The organism is Chitinophaga fulva, assembly GCF_012927205.1.
Taxonomy (GTDB): domain Bacteria; phylum Bacteroidota; class Bacteroidia; order Chitinophagales; family Chitinophagaceae; genus Chitinophaga; species Chitinophaga fulva.
Genome location: NZ_JABBGC010000004.1, coordinates 230,472 through 257,221, shown reverse-complemented (window position 1 = coordinate 257,221; position 26,750 = coordinate 230,472). Strand labels below are relative to the sequence as shown.

General features: G+C 49.5%; 26 protein-coding genes and 1 pseudogene. 10 read left to right on the top strand and 17 right to left on the bottom strand.

What is annotated here, in order from left to right:
* The first annotated feature begins 179 nt into the window (after nucleotides 1-179).
* From HHL17_RS29395 to HHL17_RS29370, 6 genes and pseudogenes are all read left to right on the top strand, one after another.
* On the top strand, nucleotides 180-470 hold the full coding sequence (locus tag HHL17_RS29395) for a thioredoxin family protein (protein ID WP_169228428.1): 291 nt from the start codon (nucleotides 180-182) through the stop codon (nucleotides 468-470).
* A 10-nt stretch (nucleotides 471-480) separates the two neighbouring features.
* A pseudogene (locus HHL17_RS29390) lies at nucleotides 481-768 on the top strand (thioredoxin family protein); the annotation flags it as partial.
* Between the two features lie 4 nt (nucleotides 769-772).
* A complete protein-coding gene (locus HHL17_RS29385; RefSeq protein ID WP_169228426.1) occupies nucleotides 773-1,777 on the top strand; it encodes an NAD(P)/FAD-dependent oxidoreductase in 1,005 nt (334 codons plus the stop codon).
* 3 nt (nucleotides 1,778-1,780) lie between these two features.
* On the top strand, nucleotides 1,781-2,281 hold the full coding sequence (locus tag HHL17_RS29380; protein WP_169228425.1) for a DUF2938 domain-containing protein: 501 nt from the start codon (nucleotides 1,781-1,783) through the stop codon (nucleotides 2,279-2,281).
* Between the two features lie 59 nt (nucleotides 2,282-2,340).
* Nucleotides 2,341-2,721, top strand: a complete 381-nt coding sequence (locus tag HHL17_RS29375) for a DUF1801 domain-containing protein (protein WP_169229118.1) — start codon at nucleotides 2,341-2,343, stop codon at nucleotides 2,719-2,721.
* Nucleotides 2,722-2,774: 53 nt separating this feature from the next.
* Entirely contained in the window at nucleotides 2,775-3,401 is a 627-nt protein-coding gene (locus HHL17_RS29370; RefSeq protein ID WP_169228424.1) for a class I SAM-dependent methyltransferase, read from the top strand.
* Nucleotides 3,402-3,405: 4 nt separating this feature from the next.
* Here HHL17_RS29370 and HHL17_RS29365 read toward each other — a convergent pair whose 3' ends face one another.
* From HHL17_RS29365 to HHL17_RS29295, 15 genes are all read right to left on the bottom strand, one after another.
* Entirely contained in the window at nucleotides 3,406-3,855 is a 450-nt protein-coding gene (locus HHL17_RS29365) for a DUF1569 domain-containing protein (protein WP_169228423.1), read from the bottom strand.
* Entirely contained in the window at nucleotides 3,839-4,273 is a 435-nt protein-coding gene (locus tag HHL17_RS29360) for a VOC family protein (RefSeq protein WP_169228422.1), read from the bottom strand. The genes HHL17_RS29365 and HHL17_RS29360 overlap by 17 nt, the downstream gene beginning before the upstream one ends.
* 65 nt (nucleotides 4,274-4,338) lie before the next feature.
* Nucleotides 4,339-4,803 (bottom strand): helix-turn-helix domain-containing protein, encoded by a 465-nt coding sequence (locus tag HHL17_RS29355; protein WP_206156249.1) that lies wholly within the window; start codon nucleotides 4,801-4,803, stop codon nucleotides 4,339-4,341.
* Nucleotides 4,804-4,853: 50 nt separating this feature from the next.
* Entirely contained in the window at nucleotides 4,854-5,663 is an 810-nt protein-coding gene (locus HHL17_RS29350) for an AraC family transcriptional regulator (RefSeq protein ID WP_240975997.1), read from the bottom strand.
* A gap of 52 nt (nucleotides 5,664-5,715) precedes the next feature.
* Nucleotides 5,716-6,606 (bottom strand): oxidoreductase, encoded by an 891-nt coding sequence (locus HHL17_RS29345; RefSeq protein ID WP_169228421.1) that lies wholly within the window; start codon nucleotides 6,604-6,606, stop codon nucleotides 5,716-5,718.
* Between the two features lie 99 nt (nucleotides 6,607-6,705).
* Nucleotides 6,706-7,395: a class I SAM-dependent methyltransferase gene (locus tag HHL17_RS29340; protein ID WP_169228420.1), complete on the bottom strand. Its 690-nt coding sequence runs from the start codon at nucleotides 7,393-7,395 to the stop codon at nucleotides 6,706-6,708.
* Between the two features lie 12 nt (nucleotides 7,396-7,407).
* Complete coding sequence (locus tag HHL17_RS29335) at nucleotides 7,408-8,019, bottom strand: class I SAM-dependent methyltransferase (RefSeq protein WP_169228419.1); 612 nt, start codon at nucleotides 8,017-8,019, stop codon at nucleotides 7,408-7,410.
* Nucleotides 8,020-8,420: 401 nt separating this feature from the next.
* The gene (locus HHL17_RS29330) at nucleotides 8,421-9,239 is read right to left on the bottom strand and encodes a helix-turn-helix domain-containing protein (protein WP_169228418.1); all 819 of its coding nucleotides are present in this window, start codon (nucleotides 9,237-9,239) and stop codon (nucleotides 8,421-8,423) included.
* Between the two features lie 369 nt (nucleotides 9,240-9,608).
* On the bottom strand, nucleotides 9,609-11,036 hold the full coding sequence (locus HHL17_RS29325; protein ID WP_169228417.1) for a trehalase family glycosidase: 1,428 nt from the start codon (nucleotides 11,034-11,036) through the stop codon (nucleotides 9,609-9,611).
* Nucleotides 11,037-11,039: 3 nt separating this feature from the next.
* On the bottom strand, nucleotides 11,040-12,245 hold the full coding sequence (locus HHL17_RS29320; protein WP_169228416.1) for a glycoside hydrolase family 27 protein: 1,206 nt from the start codon (nucleotides 12,243-12,245) through the stop codon (nucleotides 11,040-11,042).
* 25 nt (nucleotides 12,246-12,270) lie between these two features.
* Entirely contained in the window at nucleotides 12,271-13,296 is a 1,026-nt protein-coding gene (locus HHL17_RS29315) for a hypothetical protein (protein WP_169228415.1), read from the bottom strand.
* Between the two features lie 41 nt (nucleotides 13,297-13,337).
* On the bottom strand, nucleotides 13,338-15,017 hold the full coding sequence (locus HHL17_RS29310; protein ID WP_169228414.1) for a RagB/SusD family nutrient uptake outer membrane protein: 1,680 nt from the start codon (nucleotides 15,015-15,017) through the stop codon (nucleotides 13,338-13,340).
* A 30-nt stretch (nucleotides 15,018-15,047) separates the two neighbouring features.
* Complete coding sequence (locus HHL17_RS29305) at nucleotides 15,048-18,392, bottom strand: TonB-dependent receptor (RefSeq protein WP_169228413.1); 3,345 nt, start codon at nucleotides 18,390-18,392, stop codon at nucleotides 15,048-15,050.
* 244 nt (nucleotides 18,393-18,636) lie between these two features.
* On the bottom strand, nucleotides 18,637-19,809 hold the full coding sequence (locus HHL17_RS29300) for a FecR family protein (RefSeq protein WP_169228412.1): 1,173 nt from the start codon (nucleotides 19,807-19,809) through the stop codon (nucleotides 18,637-18,639).
* Between the two features lie 73 nt (nucleotides 19,810-19,882).
* Nucleotides 19,883-20,494, bottom strand: coding sequence for an RNA polymerase sigma factor (locus HHL17_RS29295; protein ID WP_169228411.1), 612 nt, complete (start codon nucleotides 20,492-20,494; stop codon nucleotides 19,883-19,885).
* Between the two features lie 248 nt (nucleotides 20,495-20,742).
* On the opposite strand from HHL17_RS29295, the gene HHL17_RS29290 reads away from it, so the two are divergent.
* The 3 genes from HHL17_RS29290 to HHL17_RS29280 are packed head-to-tail and all read left to right on the top strand — an operon-like array spanning nucleotide 20,743 to nucleotide 22,321.
* The gene (locus HHL17_RS29290; protein WP_169228410.1) at nucleotides 20,743-21,342 is read left to right on the top strand and encodes a methyltransferase domain-containing protein; all 600 of its coding nucleotides are present in this window, start codon (nucleotides 20,743-20,745) and stop codon (nucleotides 21,340-21,342) included.
* A gap of 10 nt (nucleotides 21,343-21,352) precedes the next feature.
* On the top strand, nucleotides 21,353-21,571 hold the full coding sequence (locus HHL17_RS29285; protein WP_169228409.1) for a hypothetical protein: 219 nt from the start codon (nucleotides 21,353-21,355) through the stop codon (nucleotides 21,569-21,571).
* Between the two features lie 15 nt (nucleotides 21,572-21,586).
* Nucleotides 21,587-22,321, top strand: coding sequence for a YoaK family protein (locus HHL17_RS29280; RefSeq protein WP_169228408.1), 735 nt, complete (start codon nucleotides 21,587-21,589; stop codon nucleotides 22,319-22,321).
* 1 nt (nucleotide 22,322) lies between these two features.
* Here the strand turns inward: HHL17_RS29280 and HHL17_RS29275 are convergent, their stop codons facing one another.
* Nucleotides 22,323-23,024 (bottom strand): Crp/Fnr family transcriptional regulator, encoded by a 702-nt coding sequence (locus tag HHL17_RS29275; RefSeq protein ID WP_240975996.1) that lies wholly within the window; start codon nucleotides 23,022-23,024, stop codon nucleotides 22,323-22,325.
* A 30-nt stretch (nucleotides 23,025-23,054) separates the two neighbouring features.
* Between HHL17_RS29275 and HHL17_RS29270 the strand changes: the two genes are divergently transcribed.
* On the top strand, nucleotides 23,055-23,777 hold the full coding sequence (locus HHL17_RS29270) for a Crp/Fnr family transcriptional regulator (protein ID WP_169228407.1): 723 nt from the start codon (nucleotides 23,055-23,057) through the stop codon (nucleotides 23,775-23,777).
* Nucleotides 23,778-23,780: 3 nt separating this feature from the next.
* Here HHL17_RS29270 and HHL17_RS29265 read toward each other — a convergent pair whose 3' ends face one another.
* Entirely contained in the window at nucleotides 23,781-26,492 is a 2,712-nt protein-coding gene (locus HHL17_RS29265; protein ID WP_169228406.1) for a hypothetical protein, read from the bottom strand.
* Between the last annotated feature and the right edge of the window lie 258 nt (nucleotides 26,493-26,750).

Genomic DNA, 26,750 nt, shown 5'->3' with positions numbered 1-26,750 from the left:
ATGCAATATAGGGCTTAACGCCATAATATGAAAATGACCAGTGTATCAATATACACTGGTCATTTTATCTACATTACAGTTGTGGGTACTACATCAGCGGTTTGTACCATTTTTTCTCCTATAAGTGACAGTATAATCCCATTCACCCTGAATAATTTTGTGTTTCAAAGTTTCAATTTATGACGAATCATACGCAAAGAACAGATCACCTCATCCTGATACAATTTTACGCAGAATGGTGTGCCCCCTGCCGGGCCATGATGCCTGTTATTGCATCGCTAAAGGAAAAACAATATGACTGGCTGGAGATTCAACAGATCAATGTTGACCACGATGCGAAAATGACCACCCAATACAACATCCGCTCCATTCCGACCATCGTAGCCGTTAAAAATGACCGCGAAGTATGGAGGAATACGGGGATACTGACAGAAAAAAGCATCACTGAACAATTGTCTCCACTAAAATAAACAGCATTCACAAATGGATAATTCTGAAAAAAAGCCCGTGCTGTTGCAGTTTACAGCCACCTGGTGCGGCCCCTGTAAAGTACTGACACCAATTATCAATGGTCTTGAAGAGAAAGTAAAAGCGGTAGTGGATATCAGAAGAGTGGACGTTGACCAGGAGAGCGACCTGGCAGGTGATTTCCTCATCAGAGGTGTACCTACTTTGGTGCTGTTGGATAAAAATGGAGGCATACACTGGAGGCATACCGGTTTGGTCTCAGAGAAAGATATTCTGCGGAAAATTGAAACCTTACAGTAACGTTATGATCTCTCGCAGAAACTTTATCATGCAAGGTGGTCTTATCACCACAGCTTTTGCCCTCCCCGGCGCATTGAAAGCTTTTGCCAGGCCATTTACCGCTCCTCCTGCTTTTGACGTTGTCATTGTCGGAGGCAGTTATGCCGGGCTTTCCGCTGCTTTGGCATTGGGCCGCTCGTTGCGAAACGTGCTCATTATAGACAGTGGCCTGCGCTGCAACAGCAAAGCTGCACAGGCGCATAATTTCGTTACACAGGACAATCAAACGCCTAAAGCTATTGCGGATAAGGCCAAAGCAGATGTGCTGAAGTACACGACGGTATCCTTCCAGGAAGATATGGTTGTCCAGGTACATAAGAAGGAGCAGCTGTTTGAAGTCGCAACCCAAAGCGGTAAAGTCGTATTGACGAAAAAGCTATTGTTCGCTACCGGTCTAAAGGACATCATGCCCTCCACGCCTGGCTTCGCAGCCTGTTGGGGCGTTTCCATACTACACTGCCCCTATTGTCACGGGTATGAAGTCCGCCATCAGCGGACAGGCATACTGGGCAATGGCGACCTGGCTTTCCATTATGCACAGCTGGTATCCAACCTTACTAACAAGCTGACCATTTTCACCAATGGGAAAGCCTCATTTTCCGCGGATCAATTACATTTGTTACAAAAAAACAAGATCGCTGTTATTGAATCTGATATCCAGGCAATTGACCATAAAGAAGGCCATATGTCAGGCATCCGGTTGACAGACGGCTCCGTTCATGCGTTGGACGCACTTTACGCAAGACCTGCCTTTGAGCAGCATTGCAAAATTCCGGTTGACATGGGATGTGAGCTAACACCACAGGGATTACTGAAGGTGGACCCGTTTCAGCAGACTTCTGTTCCCGGTATTTATGCCTGTGGCGACAATTCAGCCTTCCGCTCCATTGCCACCGCAGTTGCCACCGGCTCGCAAGCCGGATCAGCCATCAATATGGCATTAGCCACCACTACTTTTCAATTAAAATAAGATATGATGAACATAACTGAACTGATTATTTTTTCGTTGATCATAGGTTCAGGCGCCACCATTATAATGGACATTTTTGCAGTGATCAATAAACGCCTTTTCAACGTGCAGTCATTGGACTATGCGCTGCTAGGCCGATGGATCGGCCATTTTCAACATGGCAAATTCTCCCATCAGACGATCCTGCAGGCTGCACCTATAAAGGGCGAAAGGGCTATCGGATGGATTGCCCACTACCTGATCGGAATATCCTTTGCTTTTCTGCTGTTGTTGATATGGGGCATCCAGTGGGCCTATCATCCTACATTTGGGCCTGCGATCATCATAGGAATAGTAACAACGGCCGCTCCCTGGTTCCTGATGCAGCCTGCCTTTGGATTTGGTATAGCCGCCTCCAAAACACCGAACCCTACGCTGGCCAGGACCAGAAGCCTTAAAACACATACTGTTTATGGGATCGGCCTGTATCTGGCGGCTTTGTTGCTGAGCATTTTGCTGAAATAAGCCTGTTTGTCACGGTAGCCTCCAATCAGAAAAACAGCTTAAATTTGTCTTCAGTAACCATGAAAGAAATAGACAATTTTTATCTCCGGCAGGACGAGGCCACCAAGGAAATTTTTCTTGCCTTGAAGGACATCATTTTATCGGTGGATGAGGAGATCGTTAACGAGTTGAAGTATGGAATGCCCTTTTTCTGTTTCAGGGGCAGGATGTTCTGCTATTTGTGGACACACAAAAAACATCTGCAGCCTTATATCGGTATTGTGGAAGGCAAACACTTCACCCAATCCTATTTAGAGCAGGAAAAACGTTCCAGGATGAAAATAATGCTGCTCGATCCCGCAAAAGACCTGCCTGTTAAGAGAATAAAAACCATTGTCCGGCAGGCTATAAACCTGTATAAAACCGGCGTTGTTGCTACTAAGGCTAAGGGGCGCTCTTAGGAGCATCCCTTTTCGAGACGCTTATTTTTGTAACTTCGTTGCAAATTTTCATTATGCAACAGGAAACCGGTAAACCTGAATTTTGGGAGGCTGCTTTTGCCGAAAAGCAGGAGATGTGGGGTTTTGAGCCATCCCATTCAGCCATACTGACAAAGGACTTTTTCATTGAAAAAGGTATCAAAAACGTCCTCATTCCCGGAATGGGATATGGCCGCAACGCCCGCATTTTCAGGGACAACGGGATGGCCGTAACAGGCATTGAGATATCGCAAACCGCTATCGAAATAGCGCAGAAACATTACGGCACAGACATGCCTGTCTACCATGGGTCTGTGACAGACATGCCTTTTGACGATAAAAAATACGATGGTATATTCTGCTATGCGCTGATTCATTTGCTGGACAGCGGCGAAAGAATGAAACTCATCCGTGATTGCTACAACCAGCTGTCAACAAACGGCTACATGGTTTTCACGGTGATTTCAAAAACGGCCCACACTTATGGTCAGGGTACGCTCATCAGCAAAGACCGCTACGAAATGTTCGGTGGTGTCAGGATGTTCTTCTATGACAGGGATTCCATCCATGCAGAATTTGATAACGCAGGCTTGCTGGAGATCACTGAGGTAACTGAAAACTATCCTATGTTTTTGGTGAAATGCAGCAAAGAAGGGAAGTGAAACTTTACACCCCAAACTGCCTCAGGTGGTGATCGGCATGTTTATACGCGAAAACGCCAATTTGCTCGGTAGTCATTTTGCCAAAAAAATCGTGGATAAATGCAGGGTTTGAATAGTGTTCGCATGCTGCGATCAGGTTTATCCATATTTTTTTCTGCTGTTCTACATCACCACCTTTTTCTTTGACGGCTTGTTTTCCTGCCGGCATATTTTTCTGCATGGGCCTGTCGTCTTTGGTATTACTTTTCAGGGCCATTTTCCCGAATATCCTGCCCAGCCATTCCTGCTTGTATGTTGGGTTGTTTTTTCCCATAATCCATTCAAACCATATGGTGCAGTGTTTGGTCATCTGCCAGACATCCATCTTGCCCCATTGCGCCCTGCTGTGCTCGTTGAGGGAATTAATCCTGTTTATTAATTCAGTCCTCGTTGAGGGGTCAAATATTGTCTTCATGGCTAAAATTATTGATGGACTGTAATGAAAAGTAGTTTCCCGAATCGTCCTTAAAGAGGGCTTCTGTGCCGTAGAACTCTTTGGTGGGCGGTTTCATGAACTCCACTCCTTTGGCTTTCAGTTCTTCATAGGTGGCAAAAATATCTTTGCAGGTGAGCACGCCACAGCCAAATACGCCTTGTTTGATCAGTGTGATCAGCATATCCGCTGTTTCCTGGGGAAACATTTTACTCACTTTTACCGGGAAAAGGACCAGTTGCAGGTCAGGCTGCTCCGGCGGCGACACGGTAAGCCAACGGGTGTCCGGCCCCATAGGGATGTCATCTATCAGCTTAAATCCCAGTTTGTTAACATAAAAATCGTAGGCGCTGTCCTGGTCCAGTACATGAATATTGGTGACGGTCATTTTAGTTATCATAGTCTTCGTTTTTGTTACTAAAACAAAGATCAACAACTGCTTAAATATTCACCTCTTCAAAATTGCTATTTTTCCAGCCAACCGTGTTGGTAGGCATAACAGGAAGGGACAAACGCCAGGGGCTTTTCACTGATTTTCTTTTTCATTTCTTTATGGCGGGCGGCGTAGGAAGACGGGGATTCTCCCACTATTTTTTTAAAGAGGCCGCTAAAGGTGGTCAGGCTTTGAAAACCTACCGAAAAGCAGGCTTCAGCAACAGTTTTATCCTCTTTCAGCAGTTGCTGTGCTTTTTCTATCCTTACTGATTTGAGATATTGGTGGGGTGTTTTTCCATAGGCCGACTTAAAAAGCCGGATAAAATGAAACCTGGAAAAATAGGCTTCATCAGCGATGTTTTCCAGATCGATCTCGTCAGCATAGTTATTATCAATAAACAGCTTGGCCTGAACAATGCGGATATACAGGTACACCCTCGGGTATTCCGGAGTGATGATCTCCCTGTTGTCTCTATTTTTATCTGCATTACCCATAACGTTCACAGCTATCCGAATATACAACAATACCGCGAAATAGCCTCAATTTACAGCTTTGACGGCGCTACCCCGTACATCTTCTTAAACGCAAAAGAAAAGTGGGACAAGTCTTCAAACCCGGTTTCAAGGTACACGTCGGACGGTGCTTTCCCTTTCTCCCTTATCAGAAAGTGTGCTTCCTGCAAACGTCTTTGCAGCAACCAGCGACTGGGGGAAATATGAAAGATATGCTCAAAATCACGTTTGAAAGTAGCAAGGCTGCGGCCGGTAAGGTACGCGAAACGTTTCAGCTGCACATTAAAGTGAAAGTTCCTGTTCATAAATTCTTCCAGATCAATTTTACCCGGTTCCCTGAAATCAAACAGGATATCTTTCAGCTTCGGCTGTGCCTGTAGCAGGATCATAATAGCTTCCCGCTGTTTAAGCCGTTGCAGGTCATCATTGATCAGTTGGTCTCCCTGTACATAGGGGACTAATGATTCCATAAAACTTTTACACAATGGCTGATCCTGCAACCTTATTACCGCCTCTTCCCCTGATTTGCCGGCCGTTGCCGCCTGATAGCCATATTCCAGGCTAAAGCTTTTTAATGTTTCCTGATCGAGATAAATGGATATGGTCTTAAACAGGCCGTTTTCCGGTGGTTCCTTTAAAAACTTTACCAGCTGATTACGTTTGATCAGCCGGATGTCTCCTTCACCAAAAACATAGGTTTTATCGGCATTACTAAGCGTTAGTTTGCCAGCTACCTGGTAGCTTAACACATGTTCCGGCACAAACTGTTCCCCGTCCCGGTTACGTTCATAGTAACAGGAATAGGCGATACGTGATGGATTTGTCTTCAGTTCAGTCATCATCTAAAATTACAAAAAGCAGACGGCATGTTGATACCGTCTGCTCCGTCTGTTATTAAGCCTTGCGTTGAACACCATCAGTGGCCCACTTGCCCATGGGGGTATCGAGGAATGCCGCAGCCTCTTCGTGGTCGGTGGACAAGCTTACCGGCAACCATTCTTCCATTTCAGCCTGTCGTGCCTTGTCAGCATTTTCCAGGAGACCGATCGCTTCGCTGCCTAGTACCAGGTGTACCGGTGGCGCAGGATGCTGTGCCAGGTCCAACATGGCTTTTGCAGCTTTAACCGGGTCTCCCACCGGGACAAATTTACCTTCTCTGACGTAGGCAATACGTTGGTTGACCGTTTCATATGCCTCTATTTCGGGGGCATAGGTCATAGAAGCGCCGGCCCAGTCGGTGCGGAACCCGCCCGGCTCCACGCTGGTCACGTAAATACCCAATGGTCCTGTTTCTTTGGCCAATGCTTCTGTGAAACCGCTCAGGCCAAATTTAGCCGCCTGGTACATGGTCAGGCCGGCATTGCCCACTCTCCCACCGATAGAGCTGATCTGTAATATCCGGCCGCCGCCCTGTTTGCGCATGTAAGGCAACACCGCCCGGGTGATTTCAATGGGCGCATACAGGTTCGTTTCCAGCTGACTACGTACCTGTTCTGCGGTATAGGCTTCCGCCGCACCGATGACACCGAAGCCGGCATTGTTGACCAGTACGTCGATACGACCGAAATGCTGCACGGCTGCGGCCACCACCTGGTGTACTTTTTCATAGTCGGTAACATCCAGCGCCAGCGGTAGTATCTGATCGCCGTATTGTTGTACCAGCTCATCCAGTTGACTGATATTGCGCGCAGTAGCTGCGACTTTATCGCCGTTTTGTAACACGGCTTCTGTGAGGCTCCGGCCCAGTCCGCGGGAACTGCCGGTAATGAACCATACTTTTTCCATTTTTGCTGATTTTTAATGATACCTCAAAGGTACACCGGGGTGAAGCCCGCAGCTTTGTTGTATGGCTCAAAGATGGTTTGTTGAAAAGCTCATGATGCATCAGCGGACTAACGTATAATACGAATCCACCGCTTCCTGTCCGGTGTAATTGGGGCCAGCCTTATCATCAGCGCCCTGGTACACCACGTCAAAACTGATGTCCCTGGCGCCCTGGCAGCTGATGATTTTTTTTCTGCCGTTATAGGAGATGTCATGCTCAGCGAATAATTGCTTCAGGTACTGATGTTGGGGATCGTCAGTTACACGAATACTTTTCAGGTCGAGATTAGCCAGGAATAAGCCCTCGCTTCCGATGGCCTTCAGGATGGCAGCCAGTACTTTGAGTTTATCTCCCACATAGTGCAGCCCATGCACACAGGTAACGAGATCATATTGTTCATCGCTGGTCCAGTTATCCAGCGGACGGGTTTCAAATTGCAGACAGTCGATGCCGGGTGGTATGGGCTGGAATTGGTCCACCAGGTCAATACCTTTCAGCCGGATGTTTGCCTGCTGCTGATTTGCCGCCGCTTCCCGGGCATATTGCAGCAATGCATTGCCTTCACCACAGCAGAGGTCCAGCCATGCGGCCTGCCCGCTTTGCTGTAGACGGTCGTTCAACCAGCTTTCCGGTTTTAAGTTCAATTCTTTTTCATAGCTGTTGATACCGCTGGCCTGTCGCTTCCGGTTCATCCGGTTGTTGGCCACCACCGGCGACCAGATAAGCGCTGAGGATGTTAATAATTTCATGTAGTATATAGGTTATCTTTTCCTGCCTGCAAACCGGACCACCGATCCTCTGCCGATATGAAACTGCCCTTCATTCAACAGGATTTCTTCTTCCTCCAGCATCAAGATATCATAATTTCCGAAATCGGTAGTGATCTCTTCTTTTGAGTACAGGTCGTCTAACGCATCTGGGCCGCCCACACCGGGATTGGCGATCTTAAACCCGCGATGTTGTTTGCTGAAAGCTTCCAAAATAATGATGCCGCCCGGTTTGAGATAAGTGTCCAACTGCTGGTGGAACTGCACTTTTTTATCACCGGCAAAGTGGGCATAAATCAGCCCCATAGCATCGAAGGAAGCTGCTTCAAATCGAAGGTCTTCAAGGTTACCGACAATATAATCCAGTGATACCTGTCGTTCTGCCGCCAGTTGCATGGCTTTTATCTTCCCTTGTTCGCTCTGATCGAAGGACGTTACCTGCCAGCCTTTTTGCGCAGCAAACACGCCATTGCGACCTTCTCCGTCGGCAGGCATCAGTATGGCGCCGGGTGTGAATTTGGGCAGCCATTCCCTGAAAAATTCATTCGGTTCTTTCCCATAGACAAAAAAATCGTTTTGGTATCTTTCATCCCATTTCTGTTTCATAATCAGTTTTTTTTCTTCAAAGTTACAGTGGCTGGCCCGGAGAGGGACAGGACAATAATGGAGTTCTACAGGACTGCGATTAAATTATTGCCGGCATTCGTTATATTTAGTAATATTTCAATCAGTATTAACCTCGCCACCCTTCGGCGTATCACCTGATTTATCCCGCCACATATGAAAAAGAAAGGTCGCGTCATACTCTATCATATTCTCGCCTGGATACTCCTGTCGGTGGGGTTTCTTTTCCTGACAGAGCCTCTTACGAACTACATATTTGCTGAAATCGCCGCGGTTGAACTTTGGATAAAACTCACCCTTACAGGTTTGAGCATCATTTTTATTGGCTGTATGATCTCGTTAGTGACAAATCTTTGGAAGCTCCGGAAGCGCAACCAGTCACATTAACCGTTATTATTCCTGAACACTTCCGGCGTATATCCTGTCTGTTTTTTAAAGAAACGGATAAAGTAAGAGACATCTTCATAGCCCAGCTGTTCCGCGATCTGGCTTACCTGTGCGGTAGTGGCCAGCAGGTGCCGCTTTGCCTCCAGGACGATCTGTTCATTGATCAGCTCAGAGGCGGTTTTGCCCATCGCTTCCCGGGTGACCGCATTCAGCTGGTAAAGCGAAAGGTGCAGCATCGCCGCGTACTGCGATGCCCGTTTATGCGTATGAATATGTGTTTCCAGCAGTTCCAGTAATGCTTCGAGCCGCTCCTGCGTATAGGTGTTGGGGTTATCTTTTGCCGGTTGTTGCTGTAGCCGGAGCAGGGTTACCAGGAAGATATGCAGGCTGGATTTGATGACCTCCCGGTATTGGTCCTGCTGCTGTTGATATTCCCGGAAGATAGCTTCCAGCACACGCAGGGCTTTCCCTTCCCTGTCGGAGTAAGCGTTGACTGCTCCTATCCGGCGCAACAGCTGTGCGTCATGGTAAAAGCCGGAGGTAAACTGCATCATCCAGCCTGTGCTGCCGGCTTTGATACGAAGCTGATGCACCTGGCCGGGCCGCAGAAAGAAGATAGTATGGTCCGCCACCCGGTGCGGCGTAAAATCTATTTCATGTTCACCGGCGCCTTTTTCCAAGGCGAGCACGTAAAAGAAATCGTGCCGGTGCAGTTCCTGCACCATATCCTTGCCGGCCATCTTTTCCCCGATATCCTGTATACCAAAGTCCCGGGGACTGCCGCGACGAATATTTCTAACCGGAATTTTTTTCATATCGATATTTCAAGGTAACGATTTCCCGCCTTCTATTTTTTCCGTTTCACACAAAACAAATTCCCGATAGGATTACCAGCCCCTACAAGTCAAGATAGTTTTGCGGAAATTTTTACAACCAAACATGACGACTTCATTTAAGGCCATCGTTTCAGGCTTTCTCCTTTGCCTGATTACCCTGGCGGCAGTAGCGCAACAAGCCAACATCAGCGGTACTGTTAAAAAGGCCCTGGAGCAAATGCTTCAGGGCCTTTTTACAGTGACAGGGCTGCATCACTTTATGACTACGCCCTCTATTATCGGGTTTTCAATTACAGTTTTACTGAAGCTGGTGGCCATTGCCGGGGAAGCCCCTAAAAGTTCTGCTCCTTATTTTATTCCGGCCTTTATGATACTTCCGGCGGGGACTTTCAGATCAATGAAAGATATGATTTGTCCGTTGTTGTCTGTCCGAAAACTGGCTGTCCTGGACACATTTTGTACAATGATGCGATCATGCTTACCCGCAAAAGCCGCGCGCCAAAGCAGTGTTTGTCTGCCTGAATGCTGAAAAGTGGACTGCTTTCCGGTATGCGTAACCGTTATCTCCGTATTCATCACTTTTAATCCGCGTACAGCAGCGGTATCCGCTGTATTGCCCCTATAGAGGGTGGTAATGCGCTGTGATGCAGCATCCGGCTCTATGCCCATCAGGCCACGAATAATGCCTTCCACCACCCCGAAAGATACCTCGGGATATTCCCTCCGGGGCGTGGCCGGATCAGATAACCACAGGATGTAGTTGCGTGCCTGCCGCCAGTATCCTTGCTGATAGCAGATCACCGGCAGATAGGAAGTGGTTTCCACATTCCATTGACCGGCCAGCAAATGTGCTATCGTTTGGTTACTTCTGGCGGTGTCTTTCAGCGCATCGAACCAGAGCAGGAACATCTCTCCTTCTCCTGTTCCAAACTGACCAGCGCCGTTGTACCAGGTGTAGTAACGGTGATCGCTGGCATTCCACCAGTAAGCATCTATTTTTTCCCGGTATTGCTCCGCTTTTCTTTGATACAGGGCTGCTTTTGCGGTATCGCCCTTCCCTGTTTGCATAGCAGCGAAGGAAGACAATCCGCGGTAGATGGCCGCAATAAGGTCTACGCCCATTTTCAGGTCCGGGACATTTTCCACATAGGAAGCCAGTCCACGGCAGCGATGGAAATAATCCTGTTTATTGAAAGGTACGGGGGCATTCGGATGCAGCGGCCTTGTGAAAAGGGAATCCGGCTGCAACACCCATTGATCAATGTACTCGCTCACCGTTTTATCAAAAAAATGAACGAACGCCGGATGCTGTATATATGATTTATCGCCAGTCCAGCGGTATAACTTCCAGCAGGCGAACATCACATCGAAGTTGGCGTTCAGGTTATACCAGAATTCGCGGTCGTTGCGATAATCTTCCGGAGCAGGAAGCCCGAATTTGTTGATCTCCCAATAAGAGCACCAGTCTCTTTTCTCCGCGATATGCGTAGCAAATGCCCGTAGCATATTGCTGTTTTCTTTATCCAGTCCGCAGATGGCCGCACCGATAGTTTGGTGTGCCACGTCGCGCATGCAGAAGGCGTTACGGGAAGGCAGGGCAGCCTCGTACCAGGGGCCAACGGCATCATTCGGCTGGCCGCGATAGTGTTGTACCATGCCGGCAGCCCAGCGGTAAGCCTGCTGAACTGCCGTATCGGTAGTCGTAAAAACTGCGCCCTGTGACAGGGCCGTGATGCTGCAACTGATAAGGCAGCACGCCAGTAGGAATCGTTTCATTGGTTACTGTTGCTTTAACCGGAACATCACCATATCGTGTGGTTTGATGGCAGCGGTAAACGGCTTTTTGGTAGTGCCTTCGTATTTGCCCGTCCATACGTTGTACAGGGCATAGTTGATATCTTGCTTCAGCGTATAGTGGAAAACGTTATCCACCACCGTGGTTTGTTTCCAGTTGAAATTCACGGCTGCTTCATGACTGCTGCGGTTCAGGAAACACACGGCCCAATCACCGTGCTGCAGTGGTTTGAACCATATCTGCAGGCTGTCTTTATCGGAGAATTTGAAACCCTGTATGCCTAAAGGGTCCTGGTCGATGGCAATCACATCTTTATTAGTGAGTATTTCTTTTGTGGCGGGCGTCATTTTACGGATATCGTTGCCAGCCATCAGCGGAGCAGCCATCATGGCCCAAAGGGAGAAGTGCGTCCTGTCTTCCGTATAGGTCATCCCGTTGCCTACTTCCAGCATATCGGGGTCGTTCCAGTGATCGGGGCCGGCATAACGGCGCAGCGTATCCTGTAAATCAGCGATGCGCATCACGCTGAGCGCGTCCCAGGTACCGTGACTGTGTACAGAATCAAACACCTGCCAGATATCCTCGGTAGTACGCCACAGCTGGCCCACCGGAGCGCCCCACTCCCATGGCTTGTTAACGCCCCATTCGCACAGGCTGAATATCATCGGGCGGCCCGCTTTGCGCAAGGCGTTGCTCATAGTAGTATATGCCTCCTTAGCGTTGATGCCGTGGGTATTGCACCAATCGTATTTCAGGTAATCGATGTTCCATGCTGCGTAGTTGCGTGCGTCCTGGTATTCATATCCGCGGGTACCGGGATATTTCGCGCAGGTGAGTGTGCCGGCGCAGTTGTACATACCGAATTTCAGGCCTTTGGCATGTACATAATCCACGACAGCTTTGAGGCCGTGTGGGAACTTTTGCGGGTCGGGCACGAGGTTACCGAGACTGTCGCGTTCCATGGTCATCCAGCCATCGTCCAGGACGAGGTAGACGTAGCCGGCATCTTTCATACCGGAAGACACCATGATATCCGCCGTTTCCATGATCAGTTTCTCGCTCATGGCCGTCTGGAAAGTGTTCCAGGTGTTCCAGCCCATGGGCGGCGTAGGCGCCAGCCCTTCAAATTTCTGTGCGGTGGCGGTATGCATCAGCGCTAACATCAGTATACCGGATAACAGTTTTTTCATTTATTTGCTGTGAGATGATGAACGATTAATCCTTACAGGTGTTGGCTGCTTTTTCGCGGAGAGAGCAGCCCAGGAAAGCTTCCGGACCGATGCCGAGATAACGCGGGGAGCCACTGGCGTTGACCACGCTGCCAGCCATAAAATCACGGTACCAGTCCATCCACGGGAAGATATAGTTATACATTTCCGCCGCGTGCACCACGAGGCCATCACCCGCTTTGGCCGGCAGTTGCAGACCTTTGTCCTGGTAGAAGTTTTCACCTACGGTATGCAGCCATTCGTGTAGCCATACGCCCGGGTCATTGGTTTTGTAGTAGTTGATCCTATCGGCCAGGCTGGTACCGGCGTCGAACTTAACAGTGACATAGCCGGTTTTGATGTTTTCTTTGAGCGGGTTGGTCCATGCGAGGCCAAAGTAGCTGCTTTTAAAACTGCAGGCCCCTTCACTTTCCCGCCAGAAAACGAATACGCAGTCGTATGCGCCGGGCTGTATCTCCGGCATCAACGCCGCGATGGTCGATGGTTCTACCGTGAAATTACCATTGGCTCCACGTGTAAGCGATACCGGTAGTGTGATATCTTTCCGGGTGAGGTCCCAATGAATGGTATTGTAGGCATATTTCTCAAAGTGCTGCTGAATGCTCCACTGGAAAAAGTCGTAGCCCATATTCAGCTCAGCCTGGGAGAAATGGGTGCTGCAATCGCCGGCACTGGAAATGCCTTTTGTTTCGTACAATCCTATCCACAGCGTTTTCCATACTTTGGGCGCGGGTTTGTCTGCCGTGGTGAAATTCAGTGTAGCGGCGGTGGTGACATTGCTTTCTTTTCGCAGGTACTGCCAGGTGTTCCGCAAGGCTACGCCGATCACGTGTTTACCGGCGCTGACGGCGATATTGCCGGGTGTCTGCACGCCGGTGTACGCGCCATCGAGGTAGATGTAACCGGTTTCCGGGGCGGTGACGGCGATTTGTATTTTGTCATTTTGATGACTACCGCTGTCGGGGGCGGTGCTTTTTTTGCACGCCCCCAGTATTACCAGCAGTAGTGTCATTATGCATCGGTGTTTCATGCGCTTGACCACTTTAATGGTTATCATTTATATCCTGGATTCTGAGGCAGGTTTGTTCTTCTGATCTCGTCGCGGGGAATAGGCAGGAGATAATGCTCCGGCTTAAACACGCGGTCCTGTACTTTGATGACAGTGTAAGTTTTAGAACCATCGGCATTCTTCACGATCTTGATCCCATTCAGAGGTTTATTCTCCGTTACGTCTGCGATCTTCCAGCGACGTACATCATAGTAGCGATGTCCTTCGAGGCACAGCTCTACTTGTCTTTCATTCTGGATTTTCTTCAGCAGGTCCGGGCCGGCGAGGGCGCCGGGCAGATCGGTAGTGATGCCCGCGCGGTGACGCAGCAGGTCCAGGTATTGGCGGGCTACGTTTTCATGTCCGAGGTGGAACTCTGCTTCTGCATAGTTCAGGTATATCTCGGAGAGCCTGGCTACCACCCAGAATTTGTTGGTTTGTGTTTCCACCCTGTAGTTAAAGGTCGTATCCTGGTATTTGCGGAAGCTGTAGCGGGTATAGCTGGAGTTCCAGGTATCCCATCCTGTTTCCGTATCGAGGCCACCTTCGTATGTTTCCACCACGTTGCTGTGCCCTGCATTATAGCGGTCTTTGAAATACTCCGGCCTTCCGTAGGGACGGCCATCACAGAGGATATCATGATAAAAACGGGGATCGCGGTTAGCATACGGGTCCTGCGGATTATAACCGGAAGTCGGATCACTGATCTCTTTGCCGTCAGCCATACCGAAGGCATCTACCAAACCCTGGCTGGGCGCAAAAGATGACCAGCCGCGGAAACCATTGGGAGCGAGGAATCTTTCCACGGCAGTGTGGGCAGACAGGTACTGCTTGTTCATACCACGGGTCATGATCAGCTCCGTATTGAAGGTGGTGAACAGGGTGGTGTAAGGGCCGGTGAACAATTGGTAGTTAGGCATATCAATCACCGCTTTGGCGGCATCAGATGCCTGTTGCCATCTTGCGTTATCATTGCCGGTGTTCCATTGCGGACTGGCAGCGTATAACAGTGCCCGTGATTTCAGCGCAAGAGCAGCGCCTTTGGTGGCCCTTCCCAGTTCAGCCGCGCTGTTGCCGTAGCTACCGGGCAATACCGCTGCTGCCGCGTCACATTCTTTTGTTATGAAGGACACGCATTCATCGAAAGTACTGCGTGACATGACGAAATTGCTGTTCAGGTTGAAAGCCTGGGTCACCAGTGGCACGCCACCATAATCACTGATGAGTTTAAAGTAGGCATAGGCCCGCAGGTAGGTGATTTCGGCCTTCAACCGGCTGCGCACGGCGTCATCGCCAGGCACCCCGTCGATTCTTGAAAGAAAGAGATTACAATCCTGGATGCGTTTGTACGTTTCCTCCCATATGTCAAAGTTGCTCAGGTTGTCCGGAGTAAGGGAGCCTGAATTCATGGTAAAGGTGTTGTAATCATCAAACCTGTTGAAGGCCTCATCACTGGCGGAGGAGAGGGCCCAGGAGCGGTTACTCAGGTTATCCCAGTAGTGACCTGCGCTGGGCAGAATGTTATATTGAAAGTCGGCAAAGGCCTGGGCAAGGCGTAGGTCTTTCCAGACAGATTCGTCTGAGAAGGAATCCAAGGGCACTTTATCCAGCACATTTTTCTGACAGGCCGTTAAAAACAAAGCAGCAAGTAGTGCAGCGCCTATTCTCCGGTATATTCTTTTCACAGTAAATAGATTTAAATGTCATAAAAGTGGTTACAGACCGATGGTGATACCAGCGCGATAAATCCTTGTTTGCGGATAGTTGACACCCGTGATGTTATTGGTTTCCGGATCGCGGTAGAACTTCTTCATCTTGTCGATAGAGAAGAGATTGAAACCACTTACAAACACCCGGATATTTTCGATGCCAATGCTGCGGTACAGGTTTTTCGGAATGTTATAGGAGATCTGTGCGGATTTCAGACGGAGGAAAGAAGCATCTACCAGCCAAAAGTCAGCATAGACATTGTTCCTGGGATCTTTGGAGTTGAAGGCGCGGGGATATTCGGCATTAGGGTTGTCCGGTGTCCAGCGGCCGTCATACAACCATTGTGGCGGTGCTACCACAGCGCTCTGTCCCTGCGGGATGATCAGCTGTTTGGCTTCTGTTTGTCCGGCCCATACCAGGTCTACTGCGAGACCTTTGTATTCGGCGCCCATCGTGATACCGAATACAATTTTCGGGGTAGCGGATTCGGGTATACGTACCTGGTCATCGTAGGTGATGGCGCCGTCACCATTTTTATCCACCAGCCACAGGTCGCCGGCCTTGGCGCCGGCCATATGAGGGGATTTGTCTACTTCCTCCTGTGTATGATAAATACCTTTTGTTTCGAACACTACCCAGGAATCGATAGGCAGGCCGGTAGATTTTTGATAATCGGGGATATTGGGTGCCTCGTCGCGGAACAGCACTTTACTTTTCGCATAGGTGAAGTTGGCGCCCACATTATATTTCACGGCACTTGCCTGTCCGTTGTAATTGACGATGAAATCGAAGCCCCTGTTGAGCGTTCTGCCGATATTTTCATCCGGCAGGATAAGACCGGCATACAATGGTACCGATGCGTTTCTTGGCGCCAGGATGTCTTTACGCACGTTGCGGAAATAATCTACGGTCACGCTTAGATGATTGTTCAGCAATACCGCGTCCAGGCCGAAGTTACGCGTATCCTGCTGTTCCCAGGTGATATTGGCATTCGGGGCGGAAGTCAGGTACAACGCAGTCGCCTCCGTGTAGTTAGGCCCAAAATAAGTATTGTATTCTCTCGGATACTCGAAATAGCTGGTGCTCATATTGCTTACCAGCGAATAACGGGCGAGGTAGAGATATTTGGCTACTGCATCACTACCCATGATACCCCATGAAGCGCGGAGTTTCAGGTTATCCACAAACTTCACGTTGTCTTTGAAGAAGTTTTCTTCAGAGATGCGCCAGCCGAGCGATACAGACGGGAACATGCCCCAGCGCCTGTCTTTCGGGAAGTTGAAAGAACCATTGTAGCGGCCTACTATTTCGGCGAGGTATTTATCGGCATAGGCATAGGACACGCGGCCGAGGTAACTTTCACGGCCATCCTGGCTCGCGCTGCCGTTGGCGTTCTGGTCAACAGTGCCTCCGGTAAAGAGCTGGTCCAGCTGATCGCTCAGCAGGTTTTTACGGTAAGCGAGGGTTTGCCGGTAGGTAGAAGCCGTTTGTTCGTATCCGGCAAAAGCATTGATACTGTGCTTTCCGAATGTTCTGTCGAAAGCAATTTTGTAGAAATAGGTGTTCTCGTTATAGGAACGTTCGTCCTGGAAGAGGCTCAGGATAGCGGTACTGGGCTTCTGGTTGTTGTAGGTGTTGGTAGAAAGGCTATAGCTATAGGCATCCCAGGGACGGGTGAAATTTTTCTCGCTGCGCTGGCGGTAGTCAAAAGCAGCATACCCACTGATAGACAACCCTTTCACGATAGCCGGCAGCTGCCAGTCGAAGCCAATTTTAGGCTGCACGAAGAGGTCGGTCACATTATCATATCCCGGAGCTGACGATGTCATGGTATAGGGATTGCGGCCAGCGGAGATACCAGCGGAAGGGAATCCGTTTGTCCAGTGTACAGGGATAAAAGGATACATGCTCACGGTTTCATGCAGGATGTCTCCGGCACTGAGTGCGGGGTATTTACGGTCTTCTTTTCTCACGGCAACATCCAGCGTCAGTTTCAGGTTTTTGGAAATTGATGCATCGATATTGGAACGCAGGTTATAATTTTTGAAGTTTTCATCACTGTTGGCCCAGTTGCTTTGCTGGGAGAGGTATTGGCCGGAGACGAAAAACTTCACCGCTTCACTGCCACCTCTTACTGAAATGCTGTGATTGGTTTGGGGAGCGTTTTTCCGGAACACCGCACGTTGCCAGTCGGTGCTGGTATAGTTAGGATCGTTGCCGGCTTTGTACTTATCGATATCCGCCTGTTTATAGGGAATAGAATTACCCTGGTAACCATTCAGCTCATTGTAGTAGGTCATGTATTGCCATGCGGGCACGCGGTGGTCCATACGGGTGAGCTGCTGAATATCATAAGTACCTTCATAGGTGATAGTAGGTTTGCCTGTCTTACCTCTTTTGGTCGTGATGAGGATCACCCCATTGGCAGAACGTACCCCGTAGATGGCCGCGGATGCATCTTTGAGGACGGTCACACTTTCGATATCATTGGGATTGATACGGTCCATGTTCCTGTCGGGGATACCATCAATGATGATGAGGGGCGCGGTACCGCCACTGAAGGAGTTGAAGCCTCTCACACTGATAGAAGAGTAATCGTCGCCCGGACGGCCGGAGCGGTTATTGGCAATAACGCCGGGGATGTGGCCTGCCAGTCCGTTGGAGACGTTGGCCGTAGGCACGCGGGCAATCTCTTCTCCTTTGATGGTAGCGACGGAGCCGGTAACGGTAGCTTTTTTCTGTGTGCCGTAACCTACTACCACTACTTCCTGTTGTTGTGCCACGGCTCTTTTCAGCACTACGTCCACATGTACGCGTTTACCCACCAGGACTTCCTGTTTTTCCATACCGAGGAAAGTGAAGACCAGGATACCGGAGGAATTGTCCGGTATGTTGATCTGGAATTCGCCGTTGTTGCCGGTCACAGCGCCGGCAGCGGCGCCTTTCAGCTGGATGGTCACACCGATCAGGGGCTCGCCCTTTTCATCTGTCACGCGGCCACGGATGGTGGCTGCCGGTGCAGCGGGACGGTCATTATCTACCGGCGCCGCTACAGCAGCAGGTTTCCGGATGATAATCGTCTTATCGATGATCTCATAGGTGACAGGCTGATGCCGGAAAACTTGTTTCAGTACATCTTCCACCTGCGCGTTGTTGACTTCAATATCCACCTTGCCCGCTTGTTGCAGGAGGTTATTGTTGTAAACGAAATTGTAGCCGCCTTGGCGGCTGATGGCTTTGAACACGGTCCTAAGCGGAACATTTTTCAGCGAGAGCGTGATCGTTTGAGCGTTGGTAGCTGCTTGTACCTGCAGCATGAACGCCAGCATAAGAATAAGTGTCAACCTCATGATCAACCCGATTTTGGCCATGAATGCCTTTTGCCGCCTTGGTCCGGGGGCATGGCAGTCTTTCAGTAATGTGGAATTACAAAGAACATTTTGCATACTTTTGTTAGAGTTTGGATGTAAACAATTAGCAGTCCCGAAAATGATTGTATAAGAGTCCTGATCCAACAATCTGCCGGGTCGTGCCGCGAACACTGCCCGGTTTTTTATTGCATCTGATGATAACTGCCTGAATGGTTGTCTTTCTTTATTTTTTTACGATAATTGTTTTTTCATTAACGTCAAAATGCACGCCCCCGCTCAATTCCAGGAATTGCAGTAGTTTAGACAGGGGTACATCCCTGGAAATTTCTACACTATAGGTATCGGTAATATTATCTTTAAAAATCACCTGGACATCATACCATCTGCTGATTTGCCGCATGATGTCTTCCAATGGAATATCATTACAGGAAAAGCGCCCGTCTTTCCAGGCCATTAATGCATCGGTGTCTATTTGTTCCAGTATGCGGATACCATCTTTCGTTTGCGCCTGCTGACCAGGTTTAAGCGCCACGGTACGGCCCTGATGGGTCACAAGGACACGGCCTTCCAGCAGCGTTGTCTTCACCGCCCCATCGTCCATATAGGAGTTTACATTAAAATGTGTGCCCAGTACCGTTACTTCGGCATGTGGCGCTGCTACCTTAAAAGGAGATGACTGCTGCGGGGCCACTTCAAAGTAAGCCTCGCCGTTAATTTCCACGCGGCGTTCGTTGGCCGGGAAAGTAGTGGGGAAACGCAGTGATGAAGCAGCATTGAGCCATACTTTGGTACCGTCTGGCAATACAATGCGGAACTGACCGCCACGCGGTGTGAAAACGGTATTGTATACGATCTCTTTATCATTAGCATTTGGACCATCGTAGGCCAGTTGCCCGCCACCTGTCTGGGACACGGTAGCGCTGCCCTGCTGTGCCAGCGTTCCTTTATTGGTACTGTCCAGGGTAACGTACCTGCCATCAGCAAGGAGCAACATTGCCTTGTTGCCGCCGGGCTGCACATCCTGGCGGGCCAGCACCGGACGATGGTTCGTGAACCGGTGGCCTGCTGCAAAGTAAGCTGCCACCCCTGCCAGTATGATCACCATGGCAGCCACGGCCGCTTTCCACAGGGACCTGTGGCGCTTCACTGGTTGTAATACAGCGGCTGCTTCCTGCTCCGCTGCTTTCTGAAGGATGCTGCGGAAAATAATATCCTTCTTCTCTGTGTCGGTAGGCGTGGCATAGGCGCCGCCAGCCAGCGCCTGTCCCAGCTCCTGTAAAACTGTATCCTGATGTGTATCCTGTTGCAGCTCAGCGATCAGTTCCTTCAGCGCTGACGGCGGAAGAGAATTGTCGAGATAACGCCGCAGCAGCACTTTCAAACGTGTCTGTTCCATGGGCAATGAGGGTTGCTATGTCTAGTAAAGACACAGATAAAGGGTGATGGTATGAGTTGGGAAAAAAATTTTTTTAATGGGCGTTCATCGCCATAAAATAAAAGAGAAGCAACATTTCGAGGGTAGCGTGTTCCCTCAGGTAGTTGCGGATAAGGTGTAGTGCTTTGTTCATATGACTTTTCACGGTATGCCGGGAGATATGCAGGGCGTCTGCAATCTCTTCCTGGCTAAGGCCTTGCTGGCGGCTCATGCAGTATACTGACCGTTGTTGTGGCGGCATTTGGTCCACCGCCTGTGCGACCAGTGTTTCCAGTTCATTACATAGCAGCCGTTTGTCAGGCGTATCTGCGGCGGCCATATGGTTGGCTGCATAATCCAACAGATGATCGGTAAAAGAAGTGAGCTGTATTTTTTTTCGGAAAGTATTGAAGATATGGTTGCGTGCCACCATGAACAGGTAGCCTTCGAAATTGGCTACTGCTGCCAGTTTATCCCGTTTGAGCCACAGTTTCACGAAAACGTCCTGCGCCATCTCTTCTGCCGTGGTGGCTGATTTGGTCAATGCCAATGCAACCCCGTGCACGGTATCCCAATATCGGTCGAAGAGTGTCCGAAAAGCCGTTTCATCACCCTGGGCCACTTTTCTGAAAAGGGCCGTATCATCATATAGTAGGACGGTTGGCAATTTTAAAACAGATAAAACCGGTCGGTCATTATCCAAAACCCATCCGGTATGCGATCAATTATTTTGGTTGTAATTTGCTTCCAAGGTATTAAATTTAAGGGGAATTCAAAGGATGTCGTTCTCAGAAATTACCCGCTTCTTCGCAAATATTACCCTCCCCGAAGATTTCAAAAAGTGACTTTTTGCAGCTTTTTTCCTGAAAAGTATCAGCGCCGCTAACGCTACAGTGGACTAACTTTGCATCCGGTATGAACGAAATAACCGCAAGCCCAACGTGGTATGTAAATGACGCAGCTTTTGACTGGCTGTACCCGCAACGAATTCAGCAATTATCAAGACGGCACTGGACACCGGTGGAAGTAGCCCGCAAAGCAGCCCGCTTTCTGGCTACCGGCCTGGGCGGCCGCATCCTCGATGTAGGCAGCGGCGTGGGTAAATTCTGCCTGTTAGGCGCGCACCATTACCCGGAAAGTACTTTCTATGGTATCGAACAACGCAAAGAACTGCATAATTTTGCCCGCTCCGCACAACGGCTGACGGGAGTGGAAAATGCACAGTTTATTCATGGGAACGTTACCCAGATAGACTTTGACGATTTCGACCACTTCTACTTTTACAACGCATTTTTTGAGAACCTCGCCGAAGATGGTCATATCGACCAGGATACGGAATACTCCGCCAGCCTGTATCATTACTACTGCCGGCAAATGTTCCAGGGACTGGCCCATAAACCGGGCGGCACCCGGGTGGTCACCTTCCACAGCCTCGAAGATGAAATACCGCCAACTTATCAGCTGGTAGATGCCAGTGTGGACTTCCTGCTGAAAATGTGGGTAAAACGATCTTAAAAAAATTATCATGATAACAGAGAAGCATACATCAACTATTGAAGCATTAAAACAGGCCACAGACAAACAACAGGTGATGCAAATTATTTCCGGCATCACAAACGATGATATGGCTGCTCAACTGCAAACATGGCTGGAGCAACAGTCCCCGCTGGAATGGGACAGCACACAATGGAGCAGTTTCCGTTACGCACTGATCTGCCTTCGGGGATGCCCGGAACTGCAATAAAACAGGCCTCTACCCATGCTGCGCCACACCGGAAGAAAAAGAAATTACAAACATAACCTACGACTGGCGGTATTACTCTGTTTTACTGCAGGGATGGTAAATGCGGCGGGGCTCTTTGCCTTCGCCGTGCTGACCACCAATGTGACCGGGCACGCCGCGCTGTTGGCACACAAACTCGCCACCGGCGATTTCAGGGCGGCCCGGATGGTGGCGTTATGGTTATTGCTTTTCCTGGCAGGCGCTTTTTTCTCCAGTCTTTTCTCCGGTAAAACCGGCCCTTTCAGGCGGTGGGGTTATATGATACCCATTCTTTGTGAGATGATTATCCTTATACTGGTGGGCACATTCGGGCATACCTATCGGCAAAGTATTCTGCAAACGGAATACTTCGCAGGCAGTCTCCTGTTTGCGATGGGTATGCAGAATGCGCTGGTGTCCACCATCTCAGGGTATGTAGTACGCACAACGCACCTGACGGGTATGTTCACCGATCTTGGTATTGATCTTCATACGATATTATTCAATCGACATTCACCTGATACAGATGTCAGGAAAAAAATTATTCTCCGGCTGGTCATCATCTTCTTTTTCCTGGGAGGCGGTATCGTAGGCGGGTATGCTTTTCTCCGGTTGTCTTATAATACATTTTATCTGCCGGCGGGCGTGCTGGTCATAGCATTGTTTTATGACCTGTTCCGTGTGCGGATGAGGAAGATGGTGCGGCGTATAAAGGCGCCGGCAGTGGCTTAAATCACGGAGAACTGGCAATCGCCATCAGTTTGTCCACATCCCGGATGATAATTTTGCGGCCCCGTGTTTCCACCAGGCCTTCCTCCCTGAAGGCAGCCAGTGCCCGGATCACATTTTCACGGGCCGTTCCCACCAGGTTGGCCAGGTCTTCCCTGTTCAGATTGATCGTATCATCCCTGAATTTTTCGCGCATTATCAACAACTGTAGCGCCAGCCGCTCCCTGACCGTTTTTTGAGCAAACATGGTCAGGTTGTTCACCAGTACCGCAAATTCATGGCTCAGCGTAGTCAGCAGCCGGGTTGTCAGCAGTGGCGAATGGTCCAGCGCATCGAGGAAATCTTCTTTCGGTATAAAAGCGATGGTACTTTTTTCCAGCGCTGCTGCGGTATCAGGGTAACGTTCTTCAGAGAGCACTGCGTGATAGCCTATCAGTTGACCGGTATGAGCCAGGTTAACGATCTGCTCCCTTCCTTCCCTGTTGGCTTTATATTTTTTTACTTTCCCTTTGACGATATAAAATATCCCGGAAGGGAAAGCTCCTTCCCGGAAAAGGATTTCATGCTGTTCATATATCCGCTCTGTCTTATGGACCATCAGCCGGTCATATACCTCCTGCGGGAGGTCCATCAACACGGATTCACTTCTGAAATCCCACTGATCTATCGGGAAGACACCTTTGCTCATTGCGACCAAAACTAGCATTTTAAAATTAAAATTTACCTTTGGCCTGCGATGAGTTTATCTGGCCTGTTTCCTATCGATAAATGGAATTTCCGCTCCCGGTCTGTGTTAAGCAACCTGCCGGAAGAAGAACACGCTGCCCTTACCTCCCTGATGACCACCCAACGTTATAACAAAGGAGAAGTCATATTCCGGGAAGCCGCGCCCGCCTTCGGTATCTATTATATTCAAAAAGGGAAAGTCAAAAAATACCGGGTCGACAAAGACGGGAAAGAGCAGATCATATATGTGGCCAATACCGGTGAACTGGTAGGTTATCACGCCATCCTCGCAGGAGGCAGGTATCCCGACTCTGCCGCCACGCTGGAAGAAAGCACCATCGCTTTTATACCGAAAGAAGATTTTCTGCAGCTGCTAAACCGCTCCGGCAGCCTCGCACGACGCCTGCTCAAAACACTGAGCCATGAATTTACGGTGCTGACCAACAGCATTTCCGCCTTCACACACCGGTCCGTACAGGAGCGGTTAGCCATTACCCTGATTGTTTTACGGGAGAAGTTTAAAGACGAAACACCAGCGGGCGAAGACATCCTGATACAAATACCCCGCACCGATCTTGCCAACATGGTAGGTACCGGTGTTGAAAATGTGACCCGCTTTTTATCCGCTTTCAAACAAGCCGGTGTACTCACGATCGCTGGCAAAAAAATCTGCATCACCGACGTAAAAAAACTGGTAGAGATTTCGGGTTGTGGTGAACCGTTACCATCCTGAAGTTTATTTCCTGATATCGCGGTAAGGCCGTCCCGGTGAGATCTTGTACGTTCCTGCTTTGGCATGGAAAGACCAGGCGTTTTCTCCCGCAGCGATATTGACAGTGCTCACTATTTTACCATTACTGTCCTGCATATTCCAGAAGCCAGGGGCAAGGCCTGTCATCACCACCTCGTAAGGCTGATCACCGGGAACGAGGAGCTCAAACGCCGCGTCTATCAGGCCGGAGCTTGAAGCCATCACCACGATGCGGTTGCCAATGGTGATCACATATCGTTGTGCAGCTTCGTAATAGCTCACCGGCAGCGGTGTCACATTTTCCCGGGCCATCTGGAAAACCGTCAGGAAGCGGTCCTGCTGCCGGGCTGTTTGTGGCGATACCATCACCCGGTACACCACCGGAGAACTCACCGTATAAGGATGCCCAAAAGTACTGGTAGCACTGTCTCCGCTCAATATTTCCGTTTGCCTGTTTTCCGGTGCCGGCAGCAGCATATTCATGTATGTTTTCCCGGCAATGCCATTCACCGCGTTGTGTAATACCAGTCCGGTGCTGGTTTGCACGGGTTGTTGCAACGTAGTGACCTGCCAGTATTTTTTGAAAGATGCCTGCACGGTAGTCATATCATCCGTGAGGATAATAGCCGCAGGTACGTCGTCACGACCGAGGTCGAGGAAACAGCAGCTGCGGGTGTATTGCTGCATTTTGGCGGAGTATGCAGCAGTGAGGTCTGCTTTGAAATAGCTGTAGCCGGGCTCTTCTGCGGACGCGGGATGATAGGCAGCAGAAGCCACGGTACCGTAATTAAACCACGGATCAGTCTTTGTTTCCTGCGGCGTAACCGGAAAGCGCTGACTGAAGCGGGACCCGCCGTCATTAGCTTTGGTGCGGAACAGTAGCGGCTCCGCCGGATCAATGGCCAACATCATACTGTGGGAAACGGACCGCTTGTTGAAATTAAAATCATACGGCGTACCATAAGAAAGATACAGTCCTATATGACCCAGTTGCATACCGTGGTAGTATATTTCCAGTGCGCCGGCATCGGCATGCTGGTGATTGCCGAAATGATAACCGCCGCCTTTGATTTGTGCGATCACATCGTTGCTGTTGGGTTGATTGTTCCAGCCCGTGCGGGCTACCATGCCGCCAATAACATTCCCGTAGCTTTGGGTTAATGGCAGTGAAGCCAGGCTGGTATACAGTTTAAGTGCAGGGTCGTTGACCAACAGGAACAGCACCGGATTATCCGGCAGTCCTCCTTCTCTTTCAAATTCTGCTTTCAGTATCGGGTTGTTGGCGTAGGCGTAACAGAGCAGCATGGTTTGCGGCTGCTTCCAGTAGCTGGCCAGGCGATGGGCACGCACGCTGAACATATCGCCATCATGCAGCATGGTCCCGTCGGGCAGGCGCATATAGAGCCACCAGTAAGGCAGTTTTTTGATATTGTCATCAAAAACGGGATGGCCGGTCATGCGCTGAAACAGCCATGCGGCGTGCATTTCCCAGCCGAAGCGGTAAGCGCCGTAGTCTACGCCCTGGTTATGCCGTGGCGAAGTATATTCAAACTTCCGCATGGGCACCAGCTGTTCGAGGATAATGTAAGCAGTGTATTGATAAGGTAATGGGTCTTCATCATAAATGGCGATGCTCATAGCCAGCAGGTCGCGGTTGACCTGCGCTTCGTTACCATGACCATTGATAGCGCTGTTGTCAAAGGGGGGCCAGCCTATTTCCATTTCGCGGGCCTGCCGCATCATGTGATAGCGTAACGTCTGTTTCGTGGATGGGTCCAGTAGCGCGTAACACCAGTCATACACCAGCGCACCGGTGTAGATAGCACGGCCTACCTCACGGGTAATGTCGCCATATTTCACGTTGCCGAATTCCAGCATGGTCAGGTAGTGAGTGATCAGTTCCACCGCCTGGCGGCCGATGGCCGTGTCGCCGGTCATGAGGTAATAGAAAGCTTTATTTTCCGCAGCTTGTTCCAATGCAGCGTTGTAGAACACTTCCTTTTCCGGATCAAAAGCGAAGGTGAACGGTTGCCGGGCTGATGCCTTCACCTTCTCCCAGGCCGCTTTGTTTTCGCCGGTAAGGAGGCGGGATTTAATCACCGGCAGCGATTCTTCGTTTAGCCATAAGCGTGGCCTCCCCGGTCGTGGCGCCACAGTGGGTTTATATTGCTGTGCAGCGGCCGGCGCTGCTGGTGGCGCATAGGGCTTGAACGCGATGTATTGCAGGCGGATACCTTTAGGCAGCCATATTTTCACCTGTTGCCGTGGTGTGGAAAGATCAAATTTACCGGCTACCTGTATGGAATGGTTCCAGCTGTCGAATACGATGCGTTTAGTAGGACGTTGTCCGGGGAATTGTATTTTGATATGTGACGTTTCCACTTTCCCATGTTTCACGAGGGAGTCCAGATTTTGTTCAGTAACGGCACAGGTGATCATTTCGTAGGTGCCTGCCCGTGGGAGGCTGACGGAAAACGTCAGATCGGCAGGTGTTTGGCTGCTGTCTGTTGTGGCCGCGCTGTTTTTCTTCAGGACGGCCCATCTTATCTTACCAGGCCCTTTCACCAGTTCAGCTGTATGACGGTTGACCGCTGCTTTATCCACATTCCATTGCAGTTGCTGTGCAGTGACGATGCTGCACCACAATGACCATACAACAATCAGGATAAGGCGCTTACTATTATTAACAATATACATGCTGGTTGATAATTACATTCACAGATAATGAAGCCGTTACAATGATAGAGACATTTTGTATACAAAACAATATAAATCCGGTAAACAAAACTATCTTATCAAGCCCAAAGGATAAGTGTATTATTTACCTTACAACGCTATGGCATTGTATTAGCGATCATCTACTCACCAGCCGACGCTTTTGGATAAAATAATTTTTTGTTTACAAAATAAATGTATATTCGTATACAAATAAATTAATACGCCGGTTAACCATTG